19 protein-coding genes are annotated in these 25,136 nt (G+C 61.0%); 4 read left to right on the plus strand and 15 right to left on the minus strand.

The window, feature by feature from the left end; translation table 11 throughout:
- Positions 1-34 precede the first annotated feature (34 nt).
- Positions 35-1,366, plus strand: coding sequence for a hypothetical protein (locus LVY75_31725; GenBank protein ID XAZ23317.1), 1,332 nt, complete (start codon positions 35-37; stop codon positions 1,364-1,366).
- A gap of 2 nt (positions 1,367-1,368) precedes the next feature.
- Here the strand turns inward: LVY75_31725 and LVY75_31730 are convergent, their stop codons facing one another.
- The 6 genes from LVY75_31730 to LVY75_31755 form a co-directional block, all read right to left on the minus strand.
- The gene (locus LVY75_31730) at positions 1,369-2,406 is read right to left on the minus strand and encodes an ABC transporter ATP-binding protein (protein ID XAZ23318.1); all 1,038 of its coding nucleotides are present in this window, start codon (positions 2,404-2,406) and stop codon (positions 1,369-1,371) included.
- Positions 2,403-4,070, minus strand: coding sequence for an iron ABC transporter permease (locus LVY75_31735; GenBank protein XAZ23319.1), 1,668 nt, complete (start codon positions 4,068-4,070; stop codon positions 2,403-2,405). The genes LVY75_31730 and LVY75_31735 overlap by 4 nt, the downstream gene beginning before the upstream one ends.
- Before the next feature lie 63 nt (positions 4,071-4,133).
- Positions 4,134-5,159, minus strand: coding sequence for an iron ABC transporter substrate-binding protein (locus LVY75_31740; protein ID XAZ23320.1), 1,026 nt, complete (start codon positions 5,157-5,159; stop codon positions 4,134-4,136).
- A 206-nt stretch (positions 5,160-5,365) separates the two neighbouring features.
- On the minus strand, positions 5,366-6,904 hold the full coding sequence (locus LVY75_31745; GenBank protein ID XAZ23321.1) for an aldehyde dehydrogenase family protein: 1,539 nt from the start codon (positions 6,902-6,904) through the stop codon (positions 5,366-5,368).
- A gap of 25 nt (positions 6,905-6,929) precedes the next feature.
- Entirely contained in the window at positions 6,930-8,213 is a 1,284-nt protein-coding gene (locus LVY75_31750) for an FAD-binding oxidoreductase (GenBank protein XAZ23322.1), read from the minus strand.
- Positions 8,214-8,282: 69 nt separating this feature from the next.
- On the minus strand, positions 8,283-9,689 hold the full coding sequence (locus LVY75_31755) for a VOC family protein (GenBank protein XAZ23323.1): 1,407 nt from the start codon (positions 9,687-9,689) through the stop codon (positions 8,283-8,285).
- A gap of 105 nt (positions 9,690-9,794) precedes the next feature.
- Between LVY75_31755 and LVY75_31760 the strand changes: the two genes are divergently transcribed.
- The 3 genes from LVY75_31760 to LVY75_31770 all read left to right on the plus strand — a co-directional run bounded on the left by LVY75_31760 (position 9,795) and on the right by LVY75_31770 (position 12,280).
- Positions 9,795-10,703: a LysR family transcriptional regulator gene (locus tag LVY75_31760; protein XAZ23324.1), complete on the plus strand. Its 909-nt coding sequence runs from the start codon at positions 9,795-9,797 to the stop codon at positions 10,701-10,703.
- Between the two features lie 70 nt (positions 10,704-10,773).
- A complete protein-coding gene (locus LVY75_31765) occupies positions 10,774-11,010 on the plus strand; it encodes an Lrp/AsnC ligand binding domain-containing protein (GenBank protein ID XAZ23325.1) in 237 nt (78 codons plus the stop codon).
- Positions 11,011-11,113: 103 nt separating this feature from the next.
- Positions 11,114-12,280 (plus strand): glycosyltransferase family 4 protein, encoded by a 1,167-nt coding sequence (locus LVY75_31770; protein XAZ23326.1) that lies wholly within the window; start codon positions 11,114-11,116, stop codon positions 12,278-12,280.
- 15 nt (positions 12,281-12,295) lie between these two features.
- Here LVY75_31770 and LVY75_31775 read toward each other — a convergent pair whose 3' ends face one another.
- From LVY75_31775 to genX, 9 genes are all read right to left on the minus strand, one after another.
- On the minus strand, positions 12,296-15,607 hold the full coding sequence (locus tag LVY75_31775) for an oligosaccharide flippase family protein (GenBank protein XAZ23327.1): 3,312 nt from the start codon (positions 15,605-15,607) through the stop codon (positions 12,296-12,298).
- An 88-nt stretch (positions 15,608-15,695) separates the two neighbouring features.
- Complete coding sequence (locus LVY75_31780) at positions 15,696-16,871, minus strand: glycosyltransferase family 4 protein (protein XAZ25872.1); 1,176 nt, start codon at positions 16,869-16,871, stop codon at positions 15,696-15,698.
- Positions 16,872-16,917: 46 nt separating this feature from the next.
- Positions 16,918-19,392 carry a glycoside hydrolase family 2 protein gene (locus LVY75_31785; protein XAZ23328.1) on the minus strand — a complete coding sequence of 825 codons (2,475 nt, stop codon included), beginning with the start codon at positions 19,390-19,392 and terminating at the stop codon, positions 16,918-16,920.
- A 16-nt stretch (positions 19,393-19,408) separates the two neighbouring features.
- Positions 19,409-20,371, minus strand: coding sequence for a DUF1839 family protein (locus LVY75_31790; protein XAZ23329.1), 963 nt, complete (start codon positions 20,369-20,371; stop codon positions 19,409-19,411).
- An 8-nt stretch (positions 20,372-20,379) separates the two neighbouring features.
- The gene (locus LVY75_31795; GenBank protein XAZ23330.1) at positions 20,380-21,288 is read right to left on the minus strand and encodes an amino acid--[acyl-carrier-protein] ligase; all 909 of its coding nucleotides are present in this window, start codon (positions 21,286-21,288) and stop codon (positions 20,380-20,382) included.
- 4 nt (positions 21,289-21,292) lie between these two features.
- On the minus strand, positions 21,293-22,474 hold the full coding sequence (locus LVY75_31800) for an acyl-CoA/acyl-ACP dehydrogenase (GenBank protein XAZ23331.1): 1,182 nt from the start codon (positions 22,472-22,474) through the stop codon (positions 21,293-21,295).
- The gene (locus LVY75_31805; protein ID XAZ23332.1) at positions 22,474-22,725 is read right to left on the minus strand and encodes an acyl carrier protein; all 252 of its coding nucleotides are present in this window, start codon (positions 22,723-22,725) and stop codon (positions 22,474-22,476) included. Before LVY75_31805 ends, LVY75_31800 begins: the two co-directional genes overlap by 1 nt.
- A 265-nt stretch (positions 22,726-22,990) precedes the next feature.
- Positions 22,991-24,043, minus strand: coding sequence for a lysine-2,3-aminomutase-like protein (locus LVY75_31810; protein ID XAZ23333.1), 1,053 nt, complete (start codon positions 24,041-24,043; stop codon positions 22,991-22,993).
- On the minus strand, positions 24,040-25,104 hold the full coding sequence (genX, locus tag LVY75_31815) for an EF-P lysine aminoacylase GenX (GenBank protein XAZ23334.1): 1,065 nt from the start codon (positions 25,102-25,104) through the stop codon (positions 24,040-24,042). The genes LVY75_31810 and genX overlap by 4 nt, the downstream gene beginning before the upstream one ends.
- Positions 25,105-25,136 lie beyond the last annotated feature (32 nt).

Consider the following 25,136-nt stretch of genomic DNA (forward strand, 5'->3'; position numbering starts at 1 on the left):
AGCATGGGGCGATCAAACAGTTGGGCAGGAGCACATGCTGCAACGGATTGAAGACATTGATGCCGCGCTAGTCGACAGGCTGCAGCACTCAGCGTTCAAGTATTTCCTGAAATATTCCAATCCCGAAAACGGCCTCGTGCCGGATACCTCGATCCCTGGCGTGCCGGCAAGCATCGCCGCGGTCGGCTTCGGGCTTTCCTCCTATCCCGTTGGTGTGGAACGCGGCTGGATCAGCCGTGAGGAAGCCGCCGAGCGCGTCTTCAATACGCTGCATTTCTTTGCCAATGCCAAGCAGGGTACGGAACGTCACGCGACCGGACATCGCGGCTTCTTCTATCACTTCCTGCACGTGGATACCGGCAACCGCGCCTGGAACAGCGAGCTTTCGACGATCGACACTGCTCTGCTCATTGCAGGCATCCTGACCGCCGCCCAATATTTCGACGGCGAGGATCAAACCGAGACCGAAATCCGCGCGCTCGCAACATTCATCTACGAGCGCGTCGATTGGCGCTGGGCTCTGAACAAGGGCGATTGCATCTCGATGGGCTGGAAGCCTTCTTCCGGCTTCCTGCGCTGGCGCTATCACGGTTTCGACGAGGCGATCATCCTCTATACGCTGGCGCTGGCATCGCCGACGCATCCGATCCCGCAGTCGTCTTACGATGCCTTCACGGCAAGCTATTCGTGGATGATCTTCAACGAACAGCCCTATCTCTATGCCGGCCCGCTCTTCATTCATCTCTTCTCCCATGCCTGGATCGATTTCCGCGGCATCCAGGACAAGCCGATGGCCGAGCGGAACTGGGATTATTTCCGTAATACGCAGGTCGTCATCAACGTCCAGCGCGATTATGCGGAACGCAATCCCGGTCAGTTCGTCGGCTATAGCAAGGACATCTGGGGCTTCACGGCCTGCGATGGCCCGCCGCCGACACGCCGCATGCGCGGTGGCCGTAGCCCGAAAGTGTTGGGTTACGCCGCACGCGGTGCTCCGCTCGGCCCCGATGACGGCACGATCGCACCCTGGGCGCCACTCGGCTGCCTGCCCTACGACCGGCAGGCCGCCCTCGATGGCACCAAGGCTCTGCTGACCACCTATCCGAACCTGCTTCTGGAAGGCGGCTTCCCCGGCGGCTTCAACCCGACGGTCCAGACCAAGCGGCCGGAAGGCTGGGTCGACGACCGCACCGTGGCTATCGACCAGGGCCTCCTCGTCATGACGGTCGAGAACGACCGCTCCGACTTCATCTGGAAGCTGATGCGCAAGAACCCGGTCATCCGTCTCGGTCTCGAGCGTGCCGGCTTTACCGGTGGCTGGCTGGCCGGTGAGGGATCTGAGGAGCTGGTTCTGAAGGCGGGCTGAACTTACCGCACGAAGACATGCGCCTTGCCGGCGATATCGAGGCGAACGAGATCGCCTCGCGTCGGCAATGCCACGCTTGATGTCTTGATCAGGATCGGCGGCAGGGCGACAGCCGCAAGCGACACTGCCACCGTGCAAGTCGCGCCGCCGAATTCGACATCCACGACACGCCCGCCGTATTTCGCGTTGGCCTCGTCGACGACGACACGGATCTGCTCCGGCCGCAACATGATTTCCGCTTTGCCCTGATGGGCCCCCTCAACCGGCACACTGCCAAGCGCGCAATCGGCAAAGCCGTTCTTGATGATAGCGGGCAGCATCACCGCATCACCAAGGAAAAGCGCCGTCTCGCGATCCCGCGGTTTAAGATAGAGCGTCTGCGGCGTGCCGGCCTGCACCAGCTTGCCCTCGCGCAGTACCGCAACCTGATCGGCAAAGGAGAGGGCCTCGCCCTGATCATGGGTCACGAGAACGGCAGTGATTCCAGCCGTCTGCAGGACGCGGGCAACCGCCTTGCGCATATTTTCCCGAAGGCCTGTATCCAGCGCGGAAAAGGGTTCGTCGAGTAGCATGAGCCGCGGACGACGACCGAGAGCGCGGGCAAGCGCCACACGCTGCTGCTGGCCGCCGGAAAGCTGATGCGGCCGGCGATCCAGCATACTGTTTTCCAGCTCCACCATTTCCAGAAGGTCGCGAATACGCTTTTCGCGATCGGGCGCCCCGCGCTCGAAACCGAAGCCGATATTTTCAGCGACACTCAGATGTGGAAAGAGAGCGCCATCCTGCGAAACGATGCCGATGCCGCGCTTGTGGGCGGGAACACAGGCCGGCCCGTCGGCGAGCACCTCACCATCGAGCATCACCCTGCCGACATCAGGCTGTTCGAAACCGGCGATGATGCGCAGCAGCGTCGTCTTGCCGGAACCGGAGGGACCGACGACCGCCGTGCGGCTGCCTGCCTGAACTTCGAGCGAAATATCCTTCAGGGCCTGAACCGGGCCATAACGCTTGCTGATAGTGTCGATGGTAAGCAGCGTCATTGGCCGGCAGTCCGTTTCGATTGGGCATAGAGCATGAGGGTGAGCGGCAGCGACAACACGACCATCATGAAGGCGTAGGGTGCTGCCGAGACATAATCGATCTCGCTGGTCAGCGACCAGAATTTCGTCGCGAGTGTATCGACGCCGTTCGGCGACAGCATCAGCGTGGCCGTCAATTCATTGGTGATGCCGAGCGCGGCAAGGGCCATGCTGGCGGCAGCTCCAGGCGCTGCAAGACGCATGGTGATCTGGCGCACTGCCTGTCCCGGCGTGCGGCCAAGCCCCATTGCCGCGCGCTCCAGTTCGACAGGCGCCTGCGCGATGCTGGCGCGCAAGCCCACCATGGCGCGCGGCAGGAACAGCAGCACATAAGCAACGAGCAGCGTTGCAAAGGTCTGGTAGAGCGGCAGAATAAGCCGAACGGTGATGGAAACCAGCGCGAGAGCCACGACGACGCCCGGCAACGAACCGACATAATAGTGGCAGGCTTCGAGAATACGCTGGAGGCGGCCCGGCGCGCGCACCGAGAGCCAGGCCATGGGGGCAGCGGCGATTGTCGTCAGCACGCCGCCGGCAATGGCGAGAACGATCGTCTGCACAAAGGCGCTCACGACCTCGAGACGCCAGATGGCGAGCCCACCGAGATAAAGCCAGCGACCGAGCGTAATCAGCGGCACGCCGAGCGTCAGCACTGCGAGGATGATCGGCAGTGCCAAGGCAGGCGCCACGAACCAGCCGAGCCGGCGGCGATCGACAGGGCGCGCCGAACCGGAGCCGACGCGCGCATATCGCTCATTGCCGCGCAACAGGATCTCGAGGCCGAGCAGGAACAGGCAACAGGCGACGAGCACGCCACCGAGCATGTTGGAAGCCGGGCTGTTGTAGGAGGACTGGAACTGGTCGACGATCGCGGTTGCAAACGTGTCGAAGCGGATCATCACGAACAGCCCGTATTCCGACAGCAAGTGCAGTGCGATCAGTAGCGAGCCGCCGCAGATGGCAAGGCGCAGCTGCGGCAGGATCGTGCGGAAGAAGACGCGCCACGGATCGAGGCCAAGCGAGGCCGCAGCATCCTCGATTGCCGGATCAAGCCGGCGAAGGGCGGCGGCAACCGGCAGGTAGAGGAAAGGGTAATAGGCGAGCACCGAAACGAAAACGCCGCTCTGCAACCCGCGCATGCCCGGAAGCAGGCTCACCCAGGCATAGGAATGCACGAAGGCGGGCACGGCGAGCGGAGCGATCGCCAGCCATGCCCAGAACCGTGCGAAAGGGATGTCCGTCCGTTCCGTCAGCCAGGCGAGGGTGACGGCAAGCACGATCGACAGCGGAATGGTGATCGATTCCAGGAGAACCGTATTGACGAGAAGCTCGCCGACGCGCGGGCGGAAGACCAGCGTCTTCACCGTTTCCCAGCCGACATCATAGGTCACCCAGGCAATGAAGCCGAGCGGCACAAGGCTGAAGACCGCGACGATGGAGGCGAGGAGAACGACGGAAGCGTGCGGCATGCGTCCGCGCGGCAAACTCATTCGCGCGGCCCCTGGCGTCACCGGCGCCTTCTTGCCGGATGCAAGCAATCTATTGTCCTGCAGCAAGGCCGATGCCTTCACACGCTGAAAAAGGAAGGCAACCGCTTTTGAAGAGCGGTTGCCGGATTTCGTCATGCCCTAAGGTTTTCTTGAGCCAAAAGCAATAGTTTTGGCCGGAAGAAGCCTGCGGCAGAAAGGTTAGATGAGGCCGGCGGCCGTCATCAGCTCCACGACCTTCTTGCTGTCCAGCGTCGAGGCTTCGACCTTCGGCGCGTCAAGGTCGGCAAGCGGAGTGAGCTTGTCGTTGGAAGCGGCGTCCTTGCCGACGGCGTATTCATAGGAATCGCCATCCTTGAGAACCGCCTGACCGGCCTTGCTGGTCAGATACTTGATGAAAGCCTGAGCTTCCTTCATGTGCTGCGTGGATTTCAGGACACCGCCGCCGGAAACGGAAACAAAAGCGCCCGGATCCTGGTTCTTGAAATAATGCAGGCCGACATTCTTGCTGTTTTCGCCGGTCTTGGCCTGATCGCCGAACCAGTAGTAGTGATAGATGATCGCGCCTTCGACTTCGCCGGCATTGACGGCCTTCATGGCGACGCTATTGCCCTTGTAAGGCGTGGCATTGTCCTTGAGACCCTTTAGCCAGGCCTTGGTGGCGTCTTCGCCCTTCAGCTGCAGCAGAGCGGCAACGATGGCCTGGAAGTCGGCGCCGGCGGGAGCCGCGCCCCAACGGCCTTTCCAGGCCGGATCCTGCAGGTCGAGCATCGACTTCGGCAGCTTGTCTTCCGTCAGCTTCGTCTTGTCATAGGCGAAAACGGTGGTGCGGGCAGCAATGCCGGTCCACATGCCGTCAGCCGGTCGATACTGCTCGGGAACCTGATCCAGCGTGTCCTTCTCGATCGGCGCAAACAAGCCGGCACCGTCGACCAGCGTCATCGCCGGCGAGTTTTCCGTCAGGAATACATCGGCAGGTGAAGCATCGCCTTCCTGGATGATCTGGTTTGCGAATTGCATGTCGCTGCCCTGGCGCATGGTGACCTTGATGCCGGTCTCCTTGGTGAAGGCGTCGATCCATTCACGGCCCAGGCTTTCGTGCTGGGCATTGTAAACGACGATACCTTCGGACTCCTGCGCATAGGCGCTGCCTGCGAGCGCGGTGGCGGCGAGAAGTGAAGCGGCAAGCGCGAACGCGCCGGAAAGACGGTTAAGAGCAATTTTCATGATGGCCTCCGTGGCGATGTCACCCGAGCTCCCAAGGGTGATGGCAGGCGTATATTTTTGTTGACTGCTTAGTTCAAGTTTCGAAGTCAAAAAAATCATCACATTATCTTGACTCAATTTTTCATCTTCGCAGGGAATAAATCCGGATTTCGTCAAAAAAAAGCGACGCCGGTGAGGCGTCGCTTTTGTGGTTCCAATGCGTCAGCTTATTCGACGTCGAACTTGACGCCCTGCGCCAGCGGCAAGGTCTTGCCGTAATTGACGGTGTTGGTGGAACGGCGCATGTAAGCCTTCCAGGCGTCCGAACCCGATTCACGGCCGCCGCCCGTCTCTTTCTCCCCGCCAAAGGCTCCGCCGATTTCAGCACCGGATGGACCGATATTGACGTTGGCGATTCCGCAATCCGAGCCACGCGAGGAGAGGAAGGTTTCCGCTTCGCGCATATTGTTGGTGAAGATCGAGGACGACAGGCCCTGTGGGACAGCGTTGTGCAGTTCCAGCACGGCATCGAAATCGCTGTACTTGATGACGTACAGGATCGGCGCGAAGGTTTCGTGCTCCACCGGGCCGGTCTGCTCCCGCATTTCGACGAGCGCGGGGCGAACATAGAAGGCTTCTGCCGAACCATTGTCGACACGCTCACCACCGACGACGGCGCCACCGGCAGCCCTTGCCTGGCCGAGGGCCGTCTGCATCTTCTCGAAGGCCAGACCATCGATCAACGGGCCGACCAGTGTACCGGTTTCCAGCGGATTGCCGATCGTCACCGAGCCATAGGCCTTCTTCAGCCGCGGAACGAGCTGGTCGTAGACGCTCTCATGCACGAAGAGACGGCGTAGCGTCGTGCAGCGCTGGCCGGCCGTGCCCATGGCCGCGAAGGCAACACCGCGCAGCGTCAGGTCGAGATCGGCCGTTGGGCAGACGATCGCGGCATTGTTGCCGCCAAGTTCCAGGATTGCGCGGGCAAAGCGCTGCGACAGGCGCGGGCCGACGGCGCGGCCCATGGCGGTGGAGCCGGTGGCCGAAACCAGCGGGATCTTCGGATGGTCGACCAGCACTTCGCCGATCTCGCGGCCACCGATCAACAGAGTAGAGAGATTTGCCGGTGCCTTGCCGCCTTCGGCGACGAAACGCTTCAACGCCTTCTCAAACAGGGCCTGCACGGCAAGAGCCGTCAGCGGCGTCTTTTCGGAAGGCTTCCAGACGGTGGAATTGCCGCAGACGAGGGCGAGAGCCGCATTCCACGACCAGACGGCAACCGGGAAGTTGAAGGCCGAAATGATACCGATGGCGCCAAGCGGATGCCAGCTTTCCATCATGCGGTGCTCGGCCCGCTCGGTAGCAATCGTCAGCCCGTAAAGCTGGCGGGAAAGACCGACGGCGAAATCGCAGATATCGATCATTTCCTGTACTTCGCCGAGACCTTCGGAGGTGATCTTTCCGACTTCGATCGAAACCAGGCGGCCGAGCGCGACCTTGGAGGCGCGCAGTTCCTCGCCGAGCAGACGGACCAGCTCGCCGCGCTTCGGTGCCGGAATGGCCCGCCACTCGAGGAAAGCCTTGTGTGCCGCATCGATCGCCGCCTTGGCGTCGGCGACGGAATGCTCCTTCAGCTTGCCGATTTCCTTGCCTGTGATCGGCGAGGTGACGGACAGCGTACCGCCCGTATAGCTCCTGGCATCGACGCCGAGATCGGCGAGCAGCTTGGCAGTTTCGGTGGCGAGATCGAGGACGGCGATGTTCATTGTCGTGGTTCCAGTCTTGTTGTTCTCAGAAACGGGCATCGGCGAAATGGGCGACCTGAGCGCCGGCTTCGTACCATAGTTCCCTAAGCGCGCGGAAGCTCTGCTCACGGGGGTCGGTCAGCGGCAAAGGCAGATCCGCTTCGCCAATCCGGCCAAGAATATGCTCCGCCAGGGTGCGGCCGAACACCGTGCCAGGCGCAATCCCGCGGCCATTATAGCCCGAAAAGCCGATGACATTGGGGGCGAATTTGTGGAAGCGCGGCAGGGCGTTGTCAGTCATGCCGATCTGCCCGTACCATTCGCACTCGAATTCGGCGTCGCCGATCTCGGGGAAGAGCCGCTTCAGCGCGCGCTTGGCCCAGCCCTTGTGCACGGATAGGCCAGTATTGCGCAGCGCCCCGACACTTCCGAAGACCAGGCGGCCGGCCTGATCCATCCGGAAGGACGAGAGAATTTCCTTCGTATCCCATACGCCCTCGCGATTGGGCAGGATCGACTGACGCAGATTATGGCCGAGCGGGACAGTGGCGAAATTGAAATAGGGCAGAAATACCTGTTCGTTGCGCACCTGTTCCCACGGGCCGGTGCTGTAGGCATCCGTCGCCACGATGATCCAATCAGCCGTTACCTGCCCATGCTCCGTCTTCACCACCCACCGGCTGCCTTGCCGCTCGGTCGCAATGACGGAGCTTGCCGTGTGCAGCACAACGCCCGCCTTCTGGGCGGCATGCGCCAGCCCGCGCGCGTAGGCAAGCGGTTGCAGCGTGCCGGCCCGCATGTCGAGCAGCGAGCCGGCATAGGCATTCGTGCCAATGCGTTTTGCAGTCTCATCGGCATCGAGCAGTGCGACAGGCGCACCCCGCGCCGACCACTGCTTGAAGCGCTCCTCGACTTCCTTCAGACCATCGGCGCCGACGGCGCAATGAAGCGTACCCTGCTTTTCGAGCTCGCAGGCGATGCCGTGCTTTTCGATCAGCTCCATCACCAGCCGCGGCGCATTACCGAGCAGGTCGAGCAGCCGCTCGCCATAGACGGGGCCGAGCACGCCGGGCAGATCATCAGGCATGACCCACATGCCGGCATTGATGAGCCCGACATTGCGGCCTGCGCCGCCGAAGCCGATCTCCTTCGCCTCCAGGAGCACAACCCGCGATCCGGCCTCGGCCAGATGCAGGCCGGAAGAAAGGCCGGTATAGCCGCCGCCGACAATGACAACATCGGCATCGACGGCGCCTGACAGTACAGACGTGACGGGTGGCTGGGGAGCAGTCTTTTCCCACAGGCCGTGGGAGCGCGGATCATTGAGCATCGGACAGTCCAGTCTGGATCGAAATCGGTACTCTAGCGCCGCTCCCGCCCCTGCGGAAGCGGCCGATTGTCAGGCGACCGTCTTCAGCTTCAGGCCCGAAAGGCCGAGCTCTTCCATGGCCATATCAAGCGATGCGGCCTGCCGCTCGGCATAAAGCGCGAGCTCGTCCTGCACGTCGGCGCCAAGCGCCTGCTCGAAAGCCGCCCTGTTCGAACGTGTCGCATAATTCTGCTGCTGGTCCGTGCCGAGATTCGACTGGAAGATACCGGCCGCGCTGACGGGCAGGAAATCCTCGTAGATGACAGGATCGAAACGCAGATAACCTTTGGCGATCAGGGCCTCCGGATCGGACGGCAATTGGCCCTTCGCAGCAAGACCTTCAGGCGTCGCCGAATAGTGGAAGAAGGCCAGTCCTTCGCGCCGCAACTCGTCCCAACCGTCCGGCAATGCCTTGAATCGTTCCGCGAGCTCGGCGCCATAGTCACCGGCCTTGGCACCGGATGCGCCGACCTGCACTTCGCCGCGCACCGAGGCGAGCAAACGATCGTAGAGCGTCCGGCCCTTGGCCGTCAGCGCAACGCCACGCTGTTCTATCTCGCCAAATCGAGCCGTATGCGTGCCTGCCTTCGTGCCGGCAGCATCCGTGAAGGCAATCGGCTCTTCCAGTGCCTTGAAACTCGTCTGCCGGAGCAGGATATCGCAACTGCGCCGCGGCGGTCCTTCGATGACGGCCTTCGGCGTGATGCCGCGCTCCGGCATGCGCCGCTGCACTTCATCAATATCGAGCGTGCGCGGAGTGAGATGGTTGATATGCGGGCCCTTGAAGCTGACGACATCGGCAATGAGGCGGTGTGCGTCATGCAGGCGCTTGTAGGTCTCGGCACTGACGGTTGCCTCGCCATGCCAGCGGAAGGTTTCCAGCGCCTCGGCGACAAATTCTGCAGCTTCCGCTTCCGTCAGTCCACCAGCCTTCTCATGCTGCTCGATGAGTTTGATGGCGCGGGGCGTGTAGATCTGCCGCTTGGCCAGGATATCAGCGGCTTCGGCGCGCAATTCCGCGTCCTCGATCAATTCCAGCCGCAACAGCGAGGTAAAGACGCGGAACGGATTGATGTTCAGCGCCTTTTCTTCGACAGGCCTGAAGCAGGTAGAATGCACGGGAACACCGGCGACCGAGAGATCGTAATAACCGACCGACTGCATCCCCATGACGGCAAAGAGCCGTCGGATGGTGAAGAGCTCCTCAGCCGTTCCGAGCCGGATCGCACCGTGGCGCTCGACATCGATGCGCTCGAGCTCACCTGCACGCCGAAGCCGCTCGCTAAGTTCCTGGTCTTTCGCGAGGACTTCGGCGTTGACCTCCCCCACAAGCTCGATCAGCGTCCCGTATTGCGGCACCTCCGTCCGGTACATCTGTGACATGGCTTCGGTGAAAAGCGAACGGATGCGGTCCGTGGAGACGAAAGCGCCGGGCATTGAAGAAAACTCCGCGTTCATTCCGATTTTGCAGGATGAAGTTCTTTACAAGGGCTCTTAGGCCGTGAATATCGACGTTTCGGAAACAGCTCATTCTAAAATGGAATGATCATGCTTGCACCAAGGCGCTTTCTGCCATCGATTGCTCATCTTGCCGCCTTCGAAGCGGTCGCCCGCACCGGCAGCGTAACATCTGCCGCCCGCGAGCTTGACCTGACACAGAGCGCCGTCAGCCGCCAGATCAAGGCGCTTGAGGAACATCTTGGGGTCGAACTGTTCCTGCGCGAGCGCCAGACCGTGCGCCTTACCCTTGCCGGCGATGCCTATGCCCGCGAAATCCGGGAAGCGCTGCGACGAATCTCCAGCGCCTCGCTGAACCTGCGCGCCAACCCGCACGGCGGCACGCTGAACCTTGCGATCCTGCCAACCTTCGGCACACGCTGGCTGGCGCCACGCCTGGGCCGTTTTCTTGGTGCCAACCCCGGTGTCACGATCAACCTCGTCACCCGGCTCTCCTCCTTCGATTTCCGTCTCGATTCCATCGATGCAGCCATCCACTTCGGCCATCCGCACTGGCCGGGCGCCGAACTCGCCTTCCTGATGTCGGAGCGCACGCTGCCCGCCTGCAGTCCGGATTTCTTCAAGCGCAATGAGATCACCCGGCCGGAAGATCTGCTCTCGGTGCCGCTCCTGCATCTGACGACCCGTTCCGACGCCTGGGAGCGCTGGTTTGCCGATAACGGCGTTGCCTTCGAAAGCGTGCATGGCATGCTGTTCGACCAGTTTGCCACCGCAGCACAGGCGGCCATCGCCGGCCTAGGCGTCGCCCTTCTGCCAACTTTCCTCATCCAGGATGAGCTGGAGCGCGGCGATCTCGTTGCTGCCGTCGACCGCGAGATGGAGAGCCGCGAGCGTTATTATCTCGCCTTTCCTCCGGAGCGCGCCGATTACGCTCCGCTTGCCGCTTTTCGCGACTGGATCGTCTCCGAAGCCCATTCGGGTTCCGACACGTAAGGAAGGCTTGCATCGCGGACGCGCTTTCGACCATTATGCGCGCCATCAGAATTCGATGCAGGAAATTCCCATGAAGCCGATTTTCGTCCAGCTCCAGTGCGCCCCCGGCAAGACCTACGAGGTCGCCGACGCCATCTACAAGACCGAGCTGGTCTCGGAGCTCTATTCGACATCAGGCAACTACGACCTGCTGCTCAAGGTCTACATCGAGGAAGGCCAGGATATCGGCAAATTCATCAACGACAACATCGCCAATATCCCCGGCATCGTTCGCTCGCTGACGACATTGACCTTCAAGGCATTCTGAAGCGATTAACCATCCCCCCAATAAAGCCGGAAGGGTCACTTCCTCATATACCGCACCTTAAGGCTCGGTATGGCTGGTCATTCCCATAGAGAACAGGTGGGAAATGTCCCTCTCCGTGGTAGAGACCGTCGAGAACATCCCGCAGCCGAAAGCTGCGCCCCTCATCGTGCACGTCGTACGGCAGTTTCTGCCCAACCGTGGCGGCCTTGAGGATGTGGTCGCCAATCTTGCCCGGCAAACGTTGAAACGCGGATACCGCGTCCGTGTTGTCACGCTTGATTCCCTCTTCACCGCTCCCGACGACAAGCTTCCCGCGCGCGAAACCATCGACGGCATCGAGGTTGTCCGTATCCCCTGGTCCGGCAGCAGTCGCTATCCGGTAGCACCACAGGTCTTCCGCCATATCGGCGACGCCGATCTTATCCATGTCCATGCGATCGACTTCTTCTTCGACGCGCTCGCTTGGGGCAGGTTCCTGCACCGCAAGCCCATGGTCGTCACGACCCATGGCGGTTTCTTTCACACGAAGAAATTTCTTGTTATCAAGAAGATATGGTTCCGAACGTTGACACGCCTCTCGGCGATCGCCTATCGCCGCGTCGTCTGCTGCAGCGCGTCGGACCTCAGCCAGTTCATCCAGATCGTCCCCGATGGCATAACGATCGAGAATGGCGCCGATATCGGCAAATTCGCCGATGCCGCCTCGCGCACGCCCGAGCGACGCATCATCACGATCGGGCGCTTCTCGGTAAACAAACGGCTCGATCTTCTGCTGGATGCGATGGCCGCACTCGTAAAACGCAATCCCGATTGGCATCTGGACGTTATCGGCGCCGAATCCGATCTTGATGCTGCTGACGTCAGGCGGAAGATTGCCGCAAGATCGTTGGAAACATCCGTAACCCTGACCATTTCACCGGACAATCACGCGATCCGCGGCATCATTGCCAAGGCATCACTCATGGCTTCGGCATCGGAATATGAAGGCTTCGGCATCGTTGCGCTGGAAGCGATGAGCGCTGGCCTGCAGCCGGTCCTCAACACCAACGAGGCCTATCGCGCGCTCGCAGGACGGCATGAGGAAATCATCCTCGCCGACTTCACGAAGCCGGAACTCGCGGCGGATGCGATCGAGAAAGCCTATCGCGACGTCACCGTCGAGGGTTCGTCCTTGCGGGAGAGCCTCATGCAGGCCGCCCACGCCTATTCGTGGAATGCCGTTGCGGAACGTTATATCGACCTCTACCGCTCAATCGGCATTGCCACTTAAAAAATCCGGAAATTCCTAAGCTTTCGCCAGCCGGACGATCTCGTCCAGTACCAGCTTGCGCGATTCCGGCGGCGTCAGATTGTGGTCTGCATCCTGCAGCATCACCAGACGCACGTTCGGATGCCGGGCGAACTTGTGGCCACGCGGACCGAAGTGGAAATACATGTGGTCGAGACCGACATCGCCTTCGCTGTAGATCAGCGTCAGCGGCACCTTGCGTTTGCCAAGCGCCGCAAAGGACTGACGCACCTGGCGTGCGATATGACGACGGCCCGGAATGAGTTCCACGAGCGGCGCGATGCGCGGCGAAAGCCGGCGGCCGACCGCGATAAAGATATTCTGCAGAGCAGCGAAGACATCGACCTCCCCGCGGAACAGCCGCCTGACCGTGTCGAGCCGCATCATCCGCTGGCCGTAATCATCGACGCTGCGTGGAACCGAGACGACGTGCTCGCGCCGCACCGGCATTTCCGGATCCCAGTAGTAAACAAAGGGATTGATGGAAACGATCGCCTTCAGGCGCTCGTCCTCGATACCCGCGCGAAAAGCCACATAACCGCCGCTGCAGCGACCCGCGACCATGATCGGGCCGGCGACGAAGCTCTCCAGCAAATCGATGGAGGCCAGTGCATCGTCCGTCTGTGTCACTGAATAGAGAACCTGTTCCGGGGCATCCGGACGCGGAACGCTGTCGCCGACATTGGCAGAATCGAAGCGCAGCGAAACGACGCCCTGGCGAGCGAGCTCGCGCGCCATATCGACAGTCGTCCGCCCCCAGCCGGCATGGCGGTCATAGGCCGTCGACATGAAGAGCACGGCGTTACCCTTGATCTCGCCCTGCGGCCGGCTGACGACGCCGATCAGATGCTGGAAGGCGCCGAAACGAACCGGGATCTCCTCAAAACCGTCACCTGCGAGCGGCCGGTTTTCGACCGCCTGCGATGAGTGACCGACGGACGGGGCGGGCGCGGTTGTCTCGACAAGCCATTCGGCAAGCAGCTTGATGACTGCCATTGGCGTCTTGGCAAACAGCGGGTTCGTGACCAGCTCGTCATAACCTTCGAAAACGCGCTGCTCGACATTGCCGCCGAGTGCCTTCAGGGCGTCAGCGAAACTCGTGTCGTCAACCCTAGCCGGGCGTTCGAGGATAAGGTAATTCGGCGACGCAAGCTCCTGCGGCGAACCGATATTGAGTTTGCCGATTTCGGCAGCAATCGTGTCCGGCAGGCTCAGGCCCGCGATCTGAACCTGGGCGCTTTGCGCATGCTCCTTGCCGAGACCGAGGTCGGCATGAATGATCCGCGACCACATGTTGATTTCGCGCAGATGCCCCCTGCCGCTGAGGACAGGCGCAAGCAGCACGATGCTGTCGACGCCCTCGATCGTGTGGCCGGTCAGATGAGCAAGCGTGCCGCCGAGACCCTGGCCGACAAGAATGACCTGCGAGCAACCGCTGAGCGTCTTCAATTTTCCAGCTGCCGCGCGGATGGAATTCTTCCAGATTTCCAGACCGGGTGCCTGATCGCCGAAATCGAGCGCGTCACCCGTCCCGGTATAGTCGAAACGCAGGCTCGGCACGCCAATGTCAGAGAAATGCTCCGCCGCGACGCGATAGAATTTCCGCGTGCACATTTCTTCGAAGCCCCAGGGGCTCACGAAAAGAACGGCAGCCGAGCGTTTTTCAACATCAGCCTTTTCCGGCATGAAGAGACCGATCGTCCCGTCGAACACGACAGGAAGGGCAGCGGCACGGCCGGCACCTTCGGCCGGCTCGCGCGAGAACTCTTCGTTATCGGGCTTCTTCTCCCCACGTTCGGGGGTCGGCGTAGAGATGAAATTGACGACACGCCTTGCTGGTCCCTGCAGGAGAGCCGGTATCTTGTCGAGGATCGAGCGCAGCACCTGGATATCTTCGACCGGAACGGCACGGAGGACTTTCAACGCAGCGAAGTAAGCAAACGCGCCGGCGATCATCGCAGCAACAAGACCGATCGGACCCTGGATGACCTCAAGCGCAGTGATGGCGCCGCAAGCACAAAATACCGCCGCAAGCGCAATCTTCGCAAGGCTGAGATAAAGACCCGAAAGCTGAGTTCCGAAGCCCGTTTGTCTGACCATCATTACCGACATCGCAACAAATACGGCGATGCGCACAAGTGCGGCACCCTCGGCGGCCAGCCTAGGTACGATGAGTAAACAACCCACTACCATAAGAAGGCCACCTATCACACTGATTTTCAACCGTACATTGGCCTTGTCGATTGAAAGCAGGTATAGGCTGAGAACCTGCATGAGCGTGTAGGCTGGCGCGACGAGCGCAAGCAGCGCAACAACTCCGCCGCTTCGATCGAAGGCTTCGCCGAAGACCACATGCACCAGTTCGCTGGAGATTGCGGCGAGCCCGAGGCTCATGGGCAGCACGATATAGGCCATGCTGCGGATGACGGCTGCAAAGGCCTCGACCGGGAACTTCGAGTCGGCGCTGGTGTGCCGCCGTTCCGAATAATAGGGCAGCAGGCTGCCGCTCATCTGGATCGGAAGCTGCAATGCTATATTGGCGATCGACAGACCCGCCGCATAGAAGCCGACCATTTCCACCGACCAGAACTGCTGCAGGAAAAGCAGTTCGATACGATTGAGGAAGATCGAGTCGATGATGAATTGCATCGACAGGATCACGGACGACGAGGCCAGATATTTGAGCGATACGCCGCAGCGATCGCGCCGGGCAAAAAGAATCGGCAAAGTAGCAACGAAAAGCACCAACTGGCCGAGCGCGTAGCCGACGAGCACGCCCTCCACCCCGTAGAAGACGGCACCGACCGCCACGCCCGCAAGCTGGAAAACCGAGACGATCAGCGTCAGCTGGAAGAACGTGCCGAGCCGTTTTTCACCGATGAGGTAGAATTTGACGAAGGAGCCGATCGCCTGGATGAAGAAGAGCATACCTGTCACAAGCGCCACCGACGGCGCGGTGTCGGCCCAGTGCATTTCCTCCGATGTCAGGAAGAACAGGGCGTAGAGCCCGAGCAGCACCAACGTGGAACAGACCATGAAGGCGACCAGGATCGAGGCAAACCCCTTGCGTTGCTCGAAACTGTAGCCCTGTGCCGAAAGCTGCGGCAGCGTCTTCAGCAGCGTGATGCTGGAGCCGAGTTCGGCAATCGAGGCGCCGGTGACGACGAGCCAGAGCGAAAAGGCAACAATGCCGTTCGCCTCCGGACCGAGCAGACGCGCGGTTATGATCGAGGAAACGAACCCCGTTACCAGAAGCAGCATGCCCGCCGCTGCATTCATCACCGAATTTGCAATAATGCCCTTCGACATCCGTCCATCCGCCAGAAGCCGCACCGCGGCCGAAACAAGTCATCACTAGATTGGAAATGTTAAAATAAAGGGGAGTAAAGCGCTCAGCTTAGCTCGCCTGCATCGCAGAAAGCCGTGAAAGCGCCTTGTCGTAGCTGTGCTCGGCGAGGTGGCGCACCAGATAGGTCCGCGCCGCCTCTGCTTTCTGCTTCGCAGCCTCGGGATTGGAATAGATGCTCTTCAAATGCGCCGCCGCGGTCGCGGGTGAAGGATCGGCCCAGACGGCAGTGAGATCGGCAAATTCCGGATGGCTGTCGACGACGGGAATAAGCGACGGCTCGACCAGCCATGTATTGTCGGGATCGCAGAAATCAGCCGTGCCTGACCAACCGGTCGAGATGACGGGCGTGCGATGCATGATCGCTTCAGCCACCGTCAGGCCGAAACCCTCCGAACGATGCAGCGAAAGATAGACATTGGAATCGCGGATGATGCCGTTGATCTCCGAACGCGCCAGATTGTCTGTAACGATCCTGATGTTGCGGTCGCCTTCCACGGATTGCATGAGCGTGCGGAGTGCCTCGTCCCGGACCGGATTGCCACTCGCCTTCATCAGCAGGAAGGCATGGGGGCATTCGGCGCTGAAGAGCCTGAAGGCCTCGATCGCCGCCTGCGGGTTCTTGCGGTTGATCGAGGAACCGGCGCTGAAGACGAACGAGACGAGGAAAGCATCCGCGGCAATCCCGAACTTCTGCCTGATGCCGTCAGCAGCCGGCCGCTCCGTCACCGGGTGCGGCACGACAATGACAGGTGCAGTCGTATGCGGCGCGATTGCCCGCCTGGTGAATTCCGAGGGAACGAAGACAGCGTTCATATAGTGCATGGCATTGCGCCATTCCGCCGGCACCACTTCCAGCTCCCAGGCCCAATAGCCGATATTGAAGGCACGGGTGAAATTGCCGAGACCCTTCTTAAGGATCGCGCGCGGCAGCATGGGCGGATTGAGATGCCATATGCGGCTTCCCGGCTGTCCGCCGGCGATTTGCTCGGACGTCCATTCGATCAGCTTGCCTTCATCCGGATGTGTGCTTACATCCGCAAGCATGATCTCACGGCCTGCCTGGGAGAGCGCGGCAGCGCAAAGCCGTGCGGATTCGCCCACACCTGCCGCCATCGACAGATAACCGACAATCTCGACCGGTCGGCGCGGATTGAAGGCAAGCCGCGATTTGACAATCAGCCGCTGCAACAGATGCCCGCGCACGCTTCGATAGACGCCCCGCAAAGCCTCTTCCGCCTGCACCCTGATCGTCATGACCGCTCCCTGGTCCCTAAAGCGCGAAACGGCGCAAGGCGCCGACGCTCCTGATTTCGCCTGCCGGCAATGCATCGCGATCAATGCCCGCAGCGGCGATGAGCTTCACTCGCTTGGCAGGGCCTGGTGCCAGATGGAACCAGTCCTCTTCGGCCCGGTAGCCTTCGACGTCGATATGCACCGACTGGGCAAGCCTGTCGGTCGTAAGCGTGATAAACCAATCATCGCCCTCACGCAGGAAGGACGCCTCGATCGTCGCGTCGTGGAAGGCTTTCACCCGGCCACGCGGGAAATGAAAAGCCTGCGCCAGCAGCGCGCCGTCCATCGCCGAGCGCAGCCAGGCAACGCTGACGTCATGCGATGGCGCACCGAAACGAAAGGCATAAGTGGCATCGAAGAAGCCGCCGAAGAGATCGGTGCAGGCAATCCGCTCCACGCTTCTTGGATCGAGATTGAAGGCCTTGCTACCGCTCGCGACCTGCTGGCGCCCCTCACGGAGGCAGGCGACATCGAGTTCGAGAGCCACCACCTTGTCGGTTTCATTGATGACATGAACATAGAGGCCATTCGTCCCCTCGTCCGTAAAGACTGCCTGCGCAGGACGGAAGGCCCGGCGCATCGCATGCCAGACAGGTTTGGGCTCGCCAGTGGAATCGATCACGCCCCAGCCGGGACCAGGCAACAGATCCTGCAGGGTCCAGACAAGCGCCCCGTTGCAGGTCGATCCCTTGCGGCGCCATTCGGCAAAGGTTTCCTCCAGCACCTCACCTGTGACGGCGCGCGACAGGTCGAGATAACGTTCGGGATCTTCACGGCGAAGCTTGGCGGGGTCGACGTCATAGAGAAGCCCGAGATAGAAATCCCTGACATCCTCGAAATCCCAGGAAGCGCCGCGGTCGCGCGGCACCCGCTCTTTCCAGAGCGGAGTGTGAACTGAGGGCACGTCGAGATGCCGTTGCAAGGTCTTCTGCTGCGGCACATGCGCGAAGGCGAGGCTTTCCGCCGCAAAGCGCACCTCCGCGCGGCGCGCATCCTCAAGCGGCCGCATATAGGCGCCGACGCCGTAATAATGCGTGACGCCCACATTGGGCGAAAAGGGCATCGCTCCGCCATAAGGCGAATTCGGCACGTAAGGGACGTCAGGCCGCATGCGCTGGCAGATCGCCGGGATGATCTCGTCGGTAATCGGCCCGCTCCAGAAATCCGAGGGCAGGCCGAACATCGCCGCCTGCTGGTGGATTTCGTTACCGCCGCAGAGCACGGCGAGCGACGGCGAAAGCTGTACGCCGTGGAGGAATTCCTCCACCTCGGCATGCACATGGCCGATAAAGGCCTTGTCGTTCTTCGGATAGTCGAAATTGGCGAACATGAAGTCCTGCCAGACCATCAGCCCAAGTTCGTCGCAGAGCGCGAAGAATTCCGGCGTCTCATACGCCATGGTCCCGCCGATGCGGATCATGTTCATGCCGGCTTCGGCAGCAAGCCGCAGAAAGGGCTCATAATCGGCGCGCTCGCCCGGCAGCCGCGCTATGTCGGCAGTCGTCCAGACTGCGCCACGGCAGAAGATCCGTTCGCCGTTGACGCAAAGCGCGAAATCACTGCCGTCAGCGCCGTGGTCGACCTCGATACGCCGAAATCCCGTCCTGCCGAGCGACTGTTCCTCGCCGTCAAGAACCAGCGTCACATCATAGAGATGCGGCGCGCCATGCGTATGCGGCCACCACGCCTCGACCTCGGGCAGCTTGAGGATTGCCGAATAATGCCTGTCACCGATCTTCTCGAAACCCTGCTCGATACCGGCGCAGCGCAGCAGCATCACAGGCTCTTCGCCATCGGCATGAAGAGAAACGCTGAGCCGTCCTGTTCCGTTTTCCTCCAGAACGGCACGCACCGTGACATTGTCGACAGAGGCAACGCTTCGGCGCACGAGCGAGATCGGTCGCCATGGCCCGACCGCATGGATCTCCGGGCACCAGCCGGGCATATGCCCGAGCAGCGTCGTGCGGATGTTCTTCAGCCCTTGCGGCGTGATCATCTGCGGGCGCCAGCGGGCTCGCGGTCCGGGTTCTCCAAGGCGCGGGGCGAGCGCCCGGAAGCAGAGCGCCAGTTCATCACCGCCTGCGAGCGTCACCGGTATTTCATGGACGGTGAACATGCTCTCGGAGAAAAGGATCTCAACGCCGTTCAGAAAAACATGGCAGATCGTCGCCAGCCCCTGAAAACGCAGGAGCGCCTCGCCCGGCTCCGCATCGAAGAGGCGGGTCAGATACCAGGCGTCCCTGGTGTTGAGCGCCTGAGGATTTTCCCGATCGAAAAGCCCGGCTCTTTCCAGCGCAGCTGCGACAGTGCCCGGAACGGGTGCCGGAATGAACTGCGCCGACAGATGGATATCGTGCGGCGTCGCACAAGCATCAGGCTCGGTCAGAACCAGATTCCAGCCTTCGGTAAGAAGGCTTTCCTCAGCCCCTATGCTTGCCAACCGCCCCCGCATGGTCAGATCTCCGGCTTCAGGCCCGCTCCGCGAGCGATGCCATCATCGAATCCCATGCATCGGCAGCCGGATCAAGGGCCGCTTTCAACGGCTCGAACTTGCGGCGGGTGACAGCACGCGCCAGCTGGAACTGAACAGACTTCGCCACCTCCGAGATGCGGCGTGCTTCCTCGATCGCGACTCCGAACTCGCCGGCCGAAAGCCAGGCCAGATGATCGGCCGCTAATTCGAAATTCGCCCCCACCTGTCTGAGCGTGTTGAAGGCATATTTGTGGAAGAAGCCGAAGGGCCGATCAGCCAGCGCTTCAACCTGCAGCGGGAAGACTTCTGCAAAGGCGCGGATTGGATTGGCACCCGGGCGGCGGGCGAAATGGAAGTGAAGGAGTCGGCGAGAAACCTCACGCAGATGCGTTTCACCTACCGGCTGCTCCGGAAACTTGGCGAATTCCGTGTAGGGCAGGAATGGCGCATCCTGAGCTGTCAGATGCGACTGGAACAGCCCGTCGAAATCTTCGCCCTCGATACGGAAATAACCGGCATTGTGGAAATAGTCGACGCGCTTGCCGGCAAAGTCCAGCCGGTTGATCGCAACCGTGGTCTTGCCGTGCTCCTGCCGGTAGGCGGTGCCGCGCGTATCCGGCATATAGAAGGAATCCATCTCGATCAGGCAGAGCCGCCCGCGAGCGATCTGCGCTTCGGCGTGCCGCTCCACGCGGTCGTAGATCGCAAGTTCGGTCGTGCGGATGCCATAGAGCGCTTCGAGATCCTCCAGCGGCACCTTGAAGAAGGTGAACTGGTCGCCCTCGAAATCCTGCGTCAGCGTAAAGCCGAGCATCGCTTCGGGTGCGACGCCGAAAGTCGAGAGCACCTCGATCCAGAGATCGATATAACAATTGGTCTCCGGCCACATGCGCTCGCCGGAATGCAGCGCATGTGGCTTGTAGGTATCGGGATCGATACCCGCAAAAACCGAGGTCATGGAACCGCTCAGCCCCACAGGACTTTCCGTACGCTGGCCGGCCATTCCTTGACGTCGAGGCCGTGGTGATGGAAGAGCGCGAGCGCGATGCGCTCGAGGCCGAAGCCGACGCAAGCCGTGTGAGCCACGCTGCCATCTTCGAGGTTCAGGCCCCATTTCACACCGAAAGAGTCCTGATGGTAGTTGAAGCTCATGCACGCGGTCGGGTTTGCCGACGAGGTGATCGGGATCAGTAGCTCGAACTTCAAGTTCTGGTCGCGCTGGTTGTTGACCATCATCTTGCCAGCTCGGCCGAAGAACGGGTCGTTGGCAACATCGATCGTCACATCGAGGCCGACCTGCTTCATCATTTCGACGCCGCGGTCCATCCAGCTCTGACGGAAATCGGTTACATGCTGCTCTGTGCCCATGCAGACATATTCGCGCATGCGGAAAAGCTGCTGGCGGGCCGGATCCTTCGAGGGTTCATGGCGGAAGCAGTAGGACTGGAGATCGAAGAGGCCACCCTTGGCCGGCAGGTTGCCGCGCTTGGCAACTGTCGGATAAAGCGGGTAGCAGGCGGCAGGCGTCAGAACGATATCGGTCGCCTTCTGATCCTTGGTCCAGTCCTCGCCGACTTCCATACATTGCAGCAGGCTCATATGGTCGAGTTCGCTGCCGCAGAAGCTGTGCACCGTGCCGGCAAGCTGCGGGAAGCTCTTCATGTAGCCGCTCTTTTCGAAGAGCGCACGGTTCATGCCGGGCGGGAAACGCATCGCTTCGGCGCCATCGGCGCCACCGAACCTGTCGATCAGCCGTTCAAAAGCGGCGATGACGTCTTCGAACTGGCCGCTGCGGCCATAAAGACCGTCAACGCCGGTATCGATCAGCAGGCCGGACTCGAAGAGCCGGTCCAGAAACGAAGTCTGCATATCCATGGCTTTACCCCAGTAGGCTAGTGTCCTGCTTATGGACAAGGAGCATGCTCGACGTATTGCCGAGGATGCGGTCGTTCGAGATCATGAGCTGCGCGGAATGCGCATCGCGCAGATGGCGTCCGAGGCTGAAGGGCGTACCGTTCTTGTAGCCCATGATGCCGCATATCAGCATGGCATGATTGACGATCTCCAGGATCGTTTCCGAGGAAGCGATCTTGACGTTGTTCATCGCCACGGCAAAGCCCATCGAGGAAAGCTTGTCGCCGTCAGCCTTGGCGTCCTCATAGGCCTTGAGGCCGGCAACCACATTCGACTTCACCATCTGCAGGAGGTTGGAAACCTCAGCGAGGCGAAGCGCGCCGGGCGGGGTAGCATCGGGAGACTTGCGGGCAGCAGCGCGCACGAAAGCCTGCGCGCGGGAAACGGCGTCAACCGCGATACCATACCACACGCCGCTCCAGAGCAGATGCGAAGAGGCAAGCATCGATTGGGCAGCAATCTCAGCAAAGGGTTTGGGCAGGATCTGTTTAGCCGGTGCTTCGCCCTTGAACAGGAAGCCGTCGGAGCAGGTACCGCGCATGCCGAGCGTGTTCCAGGCATGCGTCTTTTCGAGCGTGTACTGATCTTTCAGGAAGGCGGTCAGGACCTGATCGGAAGAGGCGGCCTGCGGATGGCTGCGTGAAGTGATGAGAATAGCGTCGGCATGCGAGCCATAGGAAATGACGGTCGCGTCCTTTTGCAGCCTGCAGATATCGCCGTCGATTTCGATCGCGCAGATGCTGTTGCGCAGGTTGCCGCCGATCCCCCCTTCGGTGGTGGCGGAAGCGATCAGAAGCTGTTCGGCGGCGATGCGGCACATGAAGGCACTATGCCATTCGCTGTCGACGCCGTGTTCGACGAGGCTCGAAAGCTTGATATGGTGCATGGCGAAGACCATCGCGCTTGCCGCACAGGTCTGGCCGAGCATCGAGCACAATTCGGCAATATCGGTCGTGGAAGCAGCCTCGCCGCCAAGATGGCGGGGGATCTGGATACCGAGCAGCCGCTCGGCCTTCATCGCGTTGACGGCTTCCTGCGGGAACCGGCCTTCGAAATCGACGGCATCCGCATGTCTTGCCGCAATTTCGGCGACGCGGGCAGCCCTTGCGACCAGGCTGTCTTCCGTGATCTTGACCGGGAAATTCATCAGGCGACCTTTCGGCTATCCTGGATGAGATCGACCGTCTTGACGATCGCCGAGATGCTCGCGAAGGACTTGCGGTTCAGGAGATTATCGGGAAACTCGATGTCGAAGGCCTCTTCGATGCCGAGCATGAGTTGCACGGAAGCAAAGGACGTCAGACCCGCGGCGTAGAGATCCGCATCGTCGGCAACCTGATCAACGGGCACAGGAAGCTTACCGAACTTGGCTACGAGGTCGCGGACTGTCTTGTTCATCCCATTCACTCCAGATTTTCATGATCCTGAGCCGGCATGCATCGCCTTTTCATGGGAGTGCTTTTAGTAGGGAAAACAGAACATTCCGCTAATACAATTAGTTAAATATGACTAAGACTCATACTTTGCATTTTACGGATCATGCTTAGTTGAGGCCTAATACTTCATTTCTATCAATAGTTTGATATAGCCCGAGAAATCCGGCAGCAAGTCGCTCAAGCCGTGCGAAGTGCAGAAATGGTACGCCAAGAGCGCGTTTCGTGCGTCAATCTGCGGGCGGATAGGGATGCTCGTTGCCACGATAATCCGAAATCGAATAACAACCCTCGCCGGTCGCCTGCACGGTGCTTTCGCCGATCACGGCCTTGCCGTAGCCGCCGGGAATATCGAGAATATAAGTGGGCTGGCAAAGGCCGGAGATACGACCGCGAAGCGAGGAGACGATCTTCTGCCCCTCCTCTATCGACAGCCGGAAATGACTGGTGCCGGGTGCAAGATCCGGATGGTGCAGATAATAGGGCTTCACCCGTGCCTCGACGAAGGCTCGCATCAGTTCCGCCAGAACTTCGGGATCATCGTTGACGCCTTTCAGAAGCACCGACTGGCTGACCATGACGATGCCGGCATCCACCAGACGGGCACAGGCGGCGCGCGCTTCCGCAGTCAGCTCGCGCGGATGGTTGGCGTGCAGCGCGACATAAACTGTCTTGCCGCTCGCCTTCAGTGCGGCGATCAGTTCCGCATCGATCTTCTGTGGGTCGACAACCGGCACCCGCGTGTGGAAGCGCACGATTTTCACATGCTGGAGTGCCGCAAGCTCGCTTAGAATGTCGCCGAGACGACGTGGTGAAAGAACCAGCGGATCGCCACCGGTCAGGATCACCTCCCAGATCTCGCTGTGGCCGCGAATATAGTCGAAGGCGGCAGCCAGCGCCGCCGGCTCGAGAGTGCCAAGCCCCTGCGGCCCCACCATCTCGCGCCGGAAGCAGAAGCGGCAATAGACCGGGCAGACATGCACGGCTTTCAACAGCACGCGGTCCGGATAGCGATGCACGATCCCTTCCACCGGGCTATGCGCATGGTCGCCGATAGGATCGGCCCGTTCCTCCGGCGTGGTCACCAGTTCCGCCGCATCGGGCACAAACTGCCGGGCAATCGGGTCGGCCGGATCGGCATGATCGATCAACCTTGCCATGGCAGGCGTCAGCGCAATGGCATAGCGGGCAGCAACCTCATCGAGCGCCAGTCGCTCAGCCTCCTCGATCAGGCCTGATCTGACGAGATCGTCGACACTCTTGATCGGCCGCAAGACGTTCATCGACCATACTCCGCAACAGGCGCCCAGAGCACCTGATCGATCCGCGACGCTCCCGTCGCCAGCATCACAAGCCGGTCGAAGCCGAGCGCGATCCCGCTCGCTTCCGGCATGATCGCCAGCGCAGCCAGAAAATCCTCGTCGAGCGGATAGGTCTCACCATAGACGCGCATCTTCTCGGTCATCTCGATCTCGAAACGCCGCCGCTGTTCTGCGGCATTGGTCAGTTCGCCGAAGCCGTTGGCAAGCTCGACGCCGCAAGCATAGAGCTCGAAGCGCTCCGCCACGCGCGGATCGCCTGCCGAAGGTCGCGCGAGAGCCGCTTCCGAAACAGGATATTCGTCGAGAATGGTGACGCGGCCGAAGCCGAGATGCGGCTCAACCTTTTCCACCAGTACCCGGCTGAAAAGATCGGCCCAATGATCATCATCGGCAACGCGCATGCCGATCCGCCGCATTTCGGCGGCAAGATGCGCGCGATCGGTCAAGCCGTCAGCAGATACAGAAGCCAGAAGATCGATGCCGGCATGGCGGGCGAACGCTTCTGCGACGCTGATACGCTCCGGCCCGGCGAAGGGATCGCACTCGGTCCCGCGATAGGCAAGCATTGCGGTCTTGACCGTCTCGGCAGCGAGCGCCAGCATGCGCACGCAATCCATCATCAGGCTCTCATAGCTTTCACCCGCCCGATACCATTCGAGCATAGTGAACTCCGGATGGTGCAGCGGCCCGCGCTCGCGGTTGCGGTAGACATGCGCAAAGCAGGCGATGCGTTCTTCACCGGCGGCCAGAAGCTTCTTGCAGGCAAACTCCGGCGATGTGTGTAGGTAAAAGGGCGCAGCCTGTCCGTCCGTCGTCAGCGCCTGCGTTGCGAAGGCATGCAGATGCGCCTCATTGCCGGGAGACACCTGCAGCGTCGCCGTATCGACCTCAATGAAGTCCTCACGGGCAAAATAACCCCGCAGCGCTGACTGGATCGCGTTGCGCCCGATGAGGAACGGACGGCGATCGGCATGCACTGATGGTGTCCACCAGGGAGACGCCTTGGCGCTCGTGAGGTTCATACAACGCTTCCTTGCCGGATTCGGCGGGGATG

This window comes from Sinorhizobium sp. B11 (assembly GCA_039725955.1).
GTDB lineage: Bacteria > Pseudomonadota > Alphaproteobacteria > Rhizobiales > Rhizobiaceae > Rhizobium.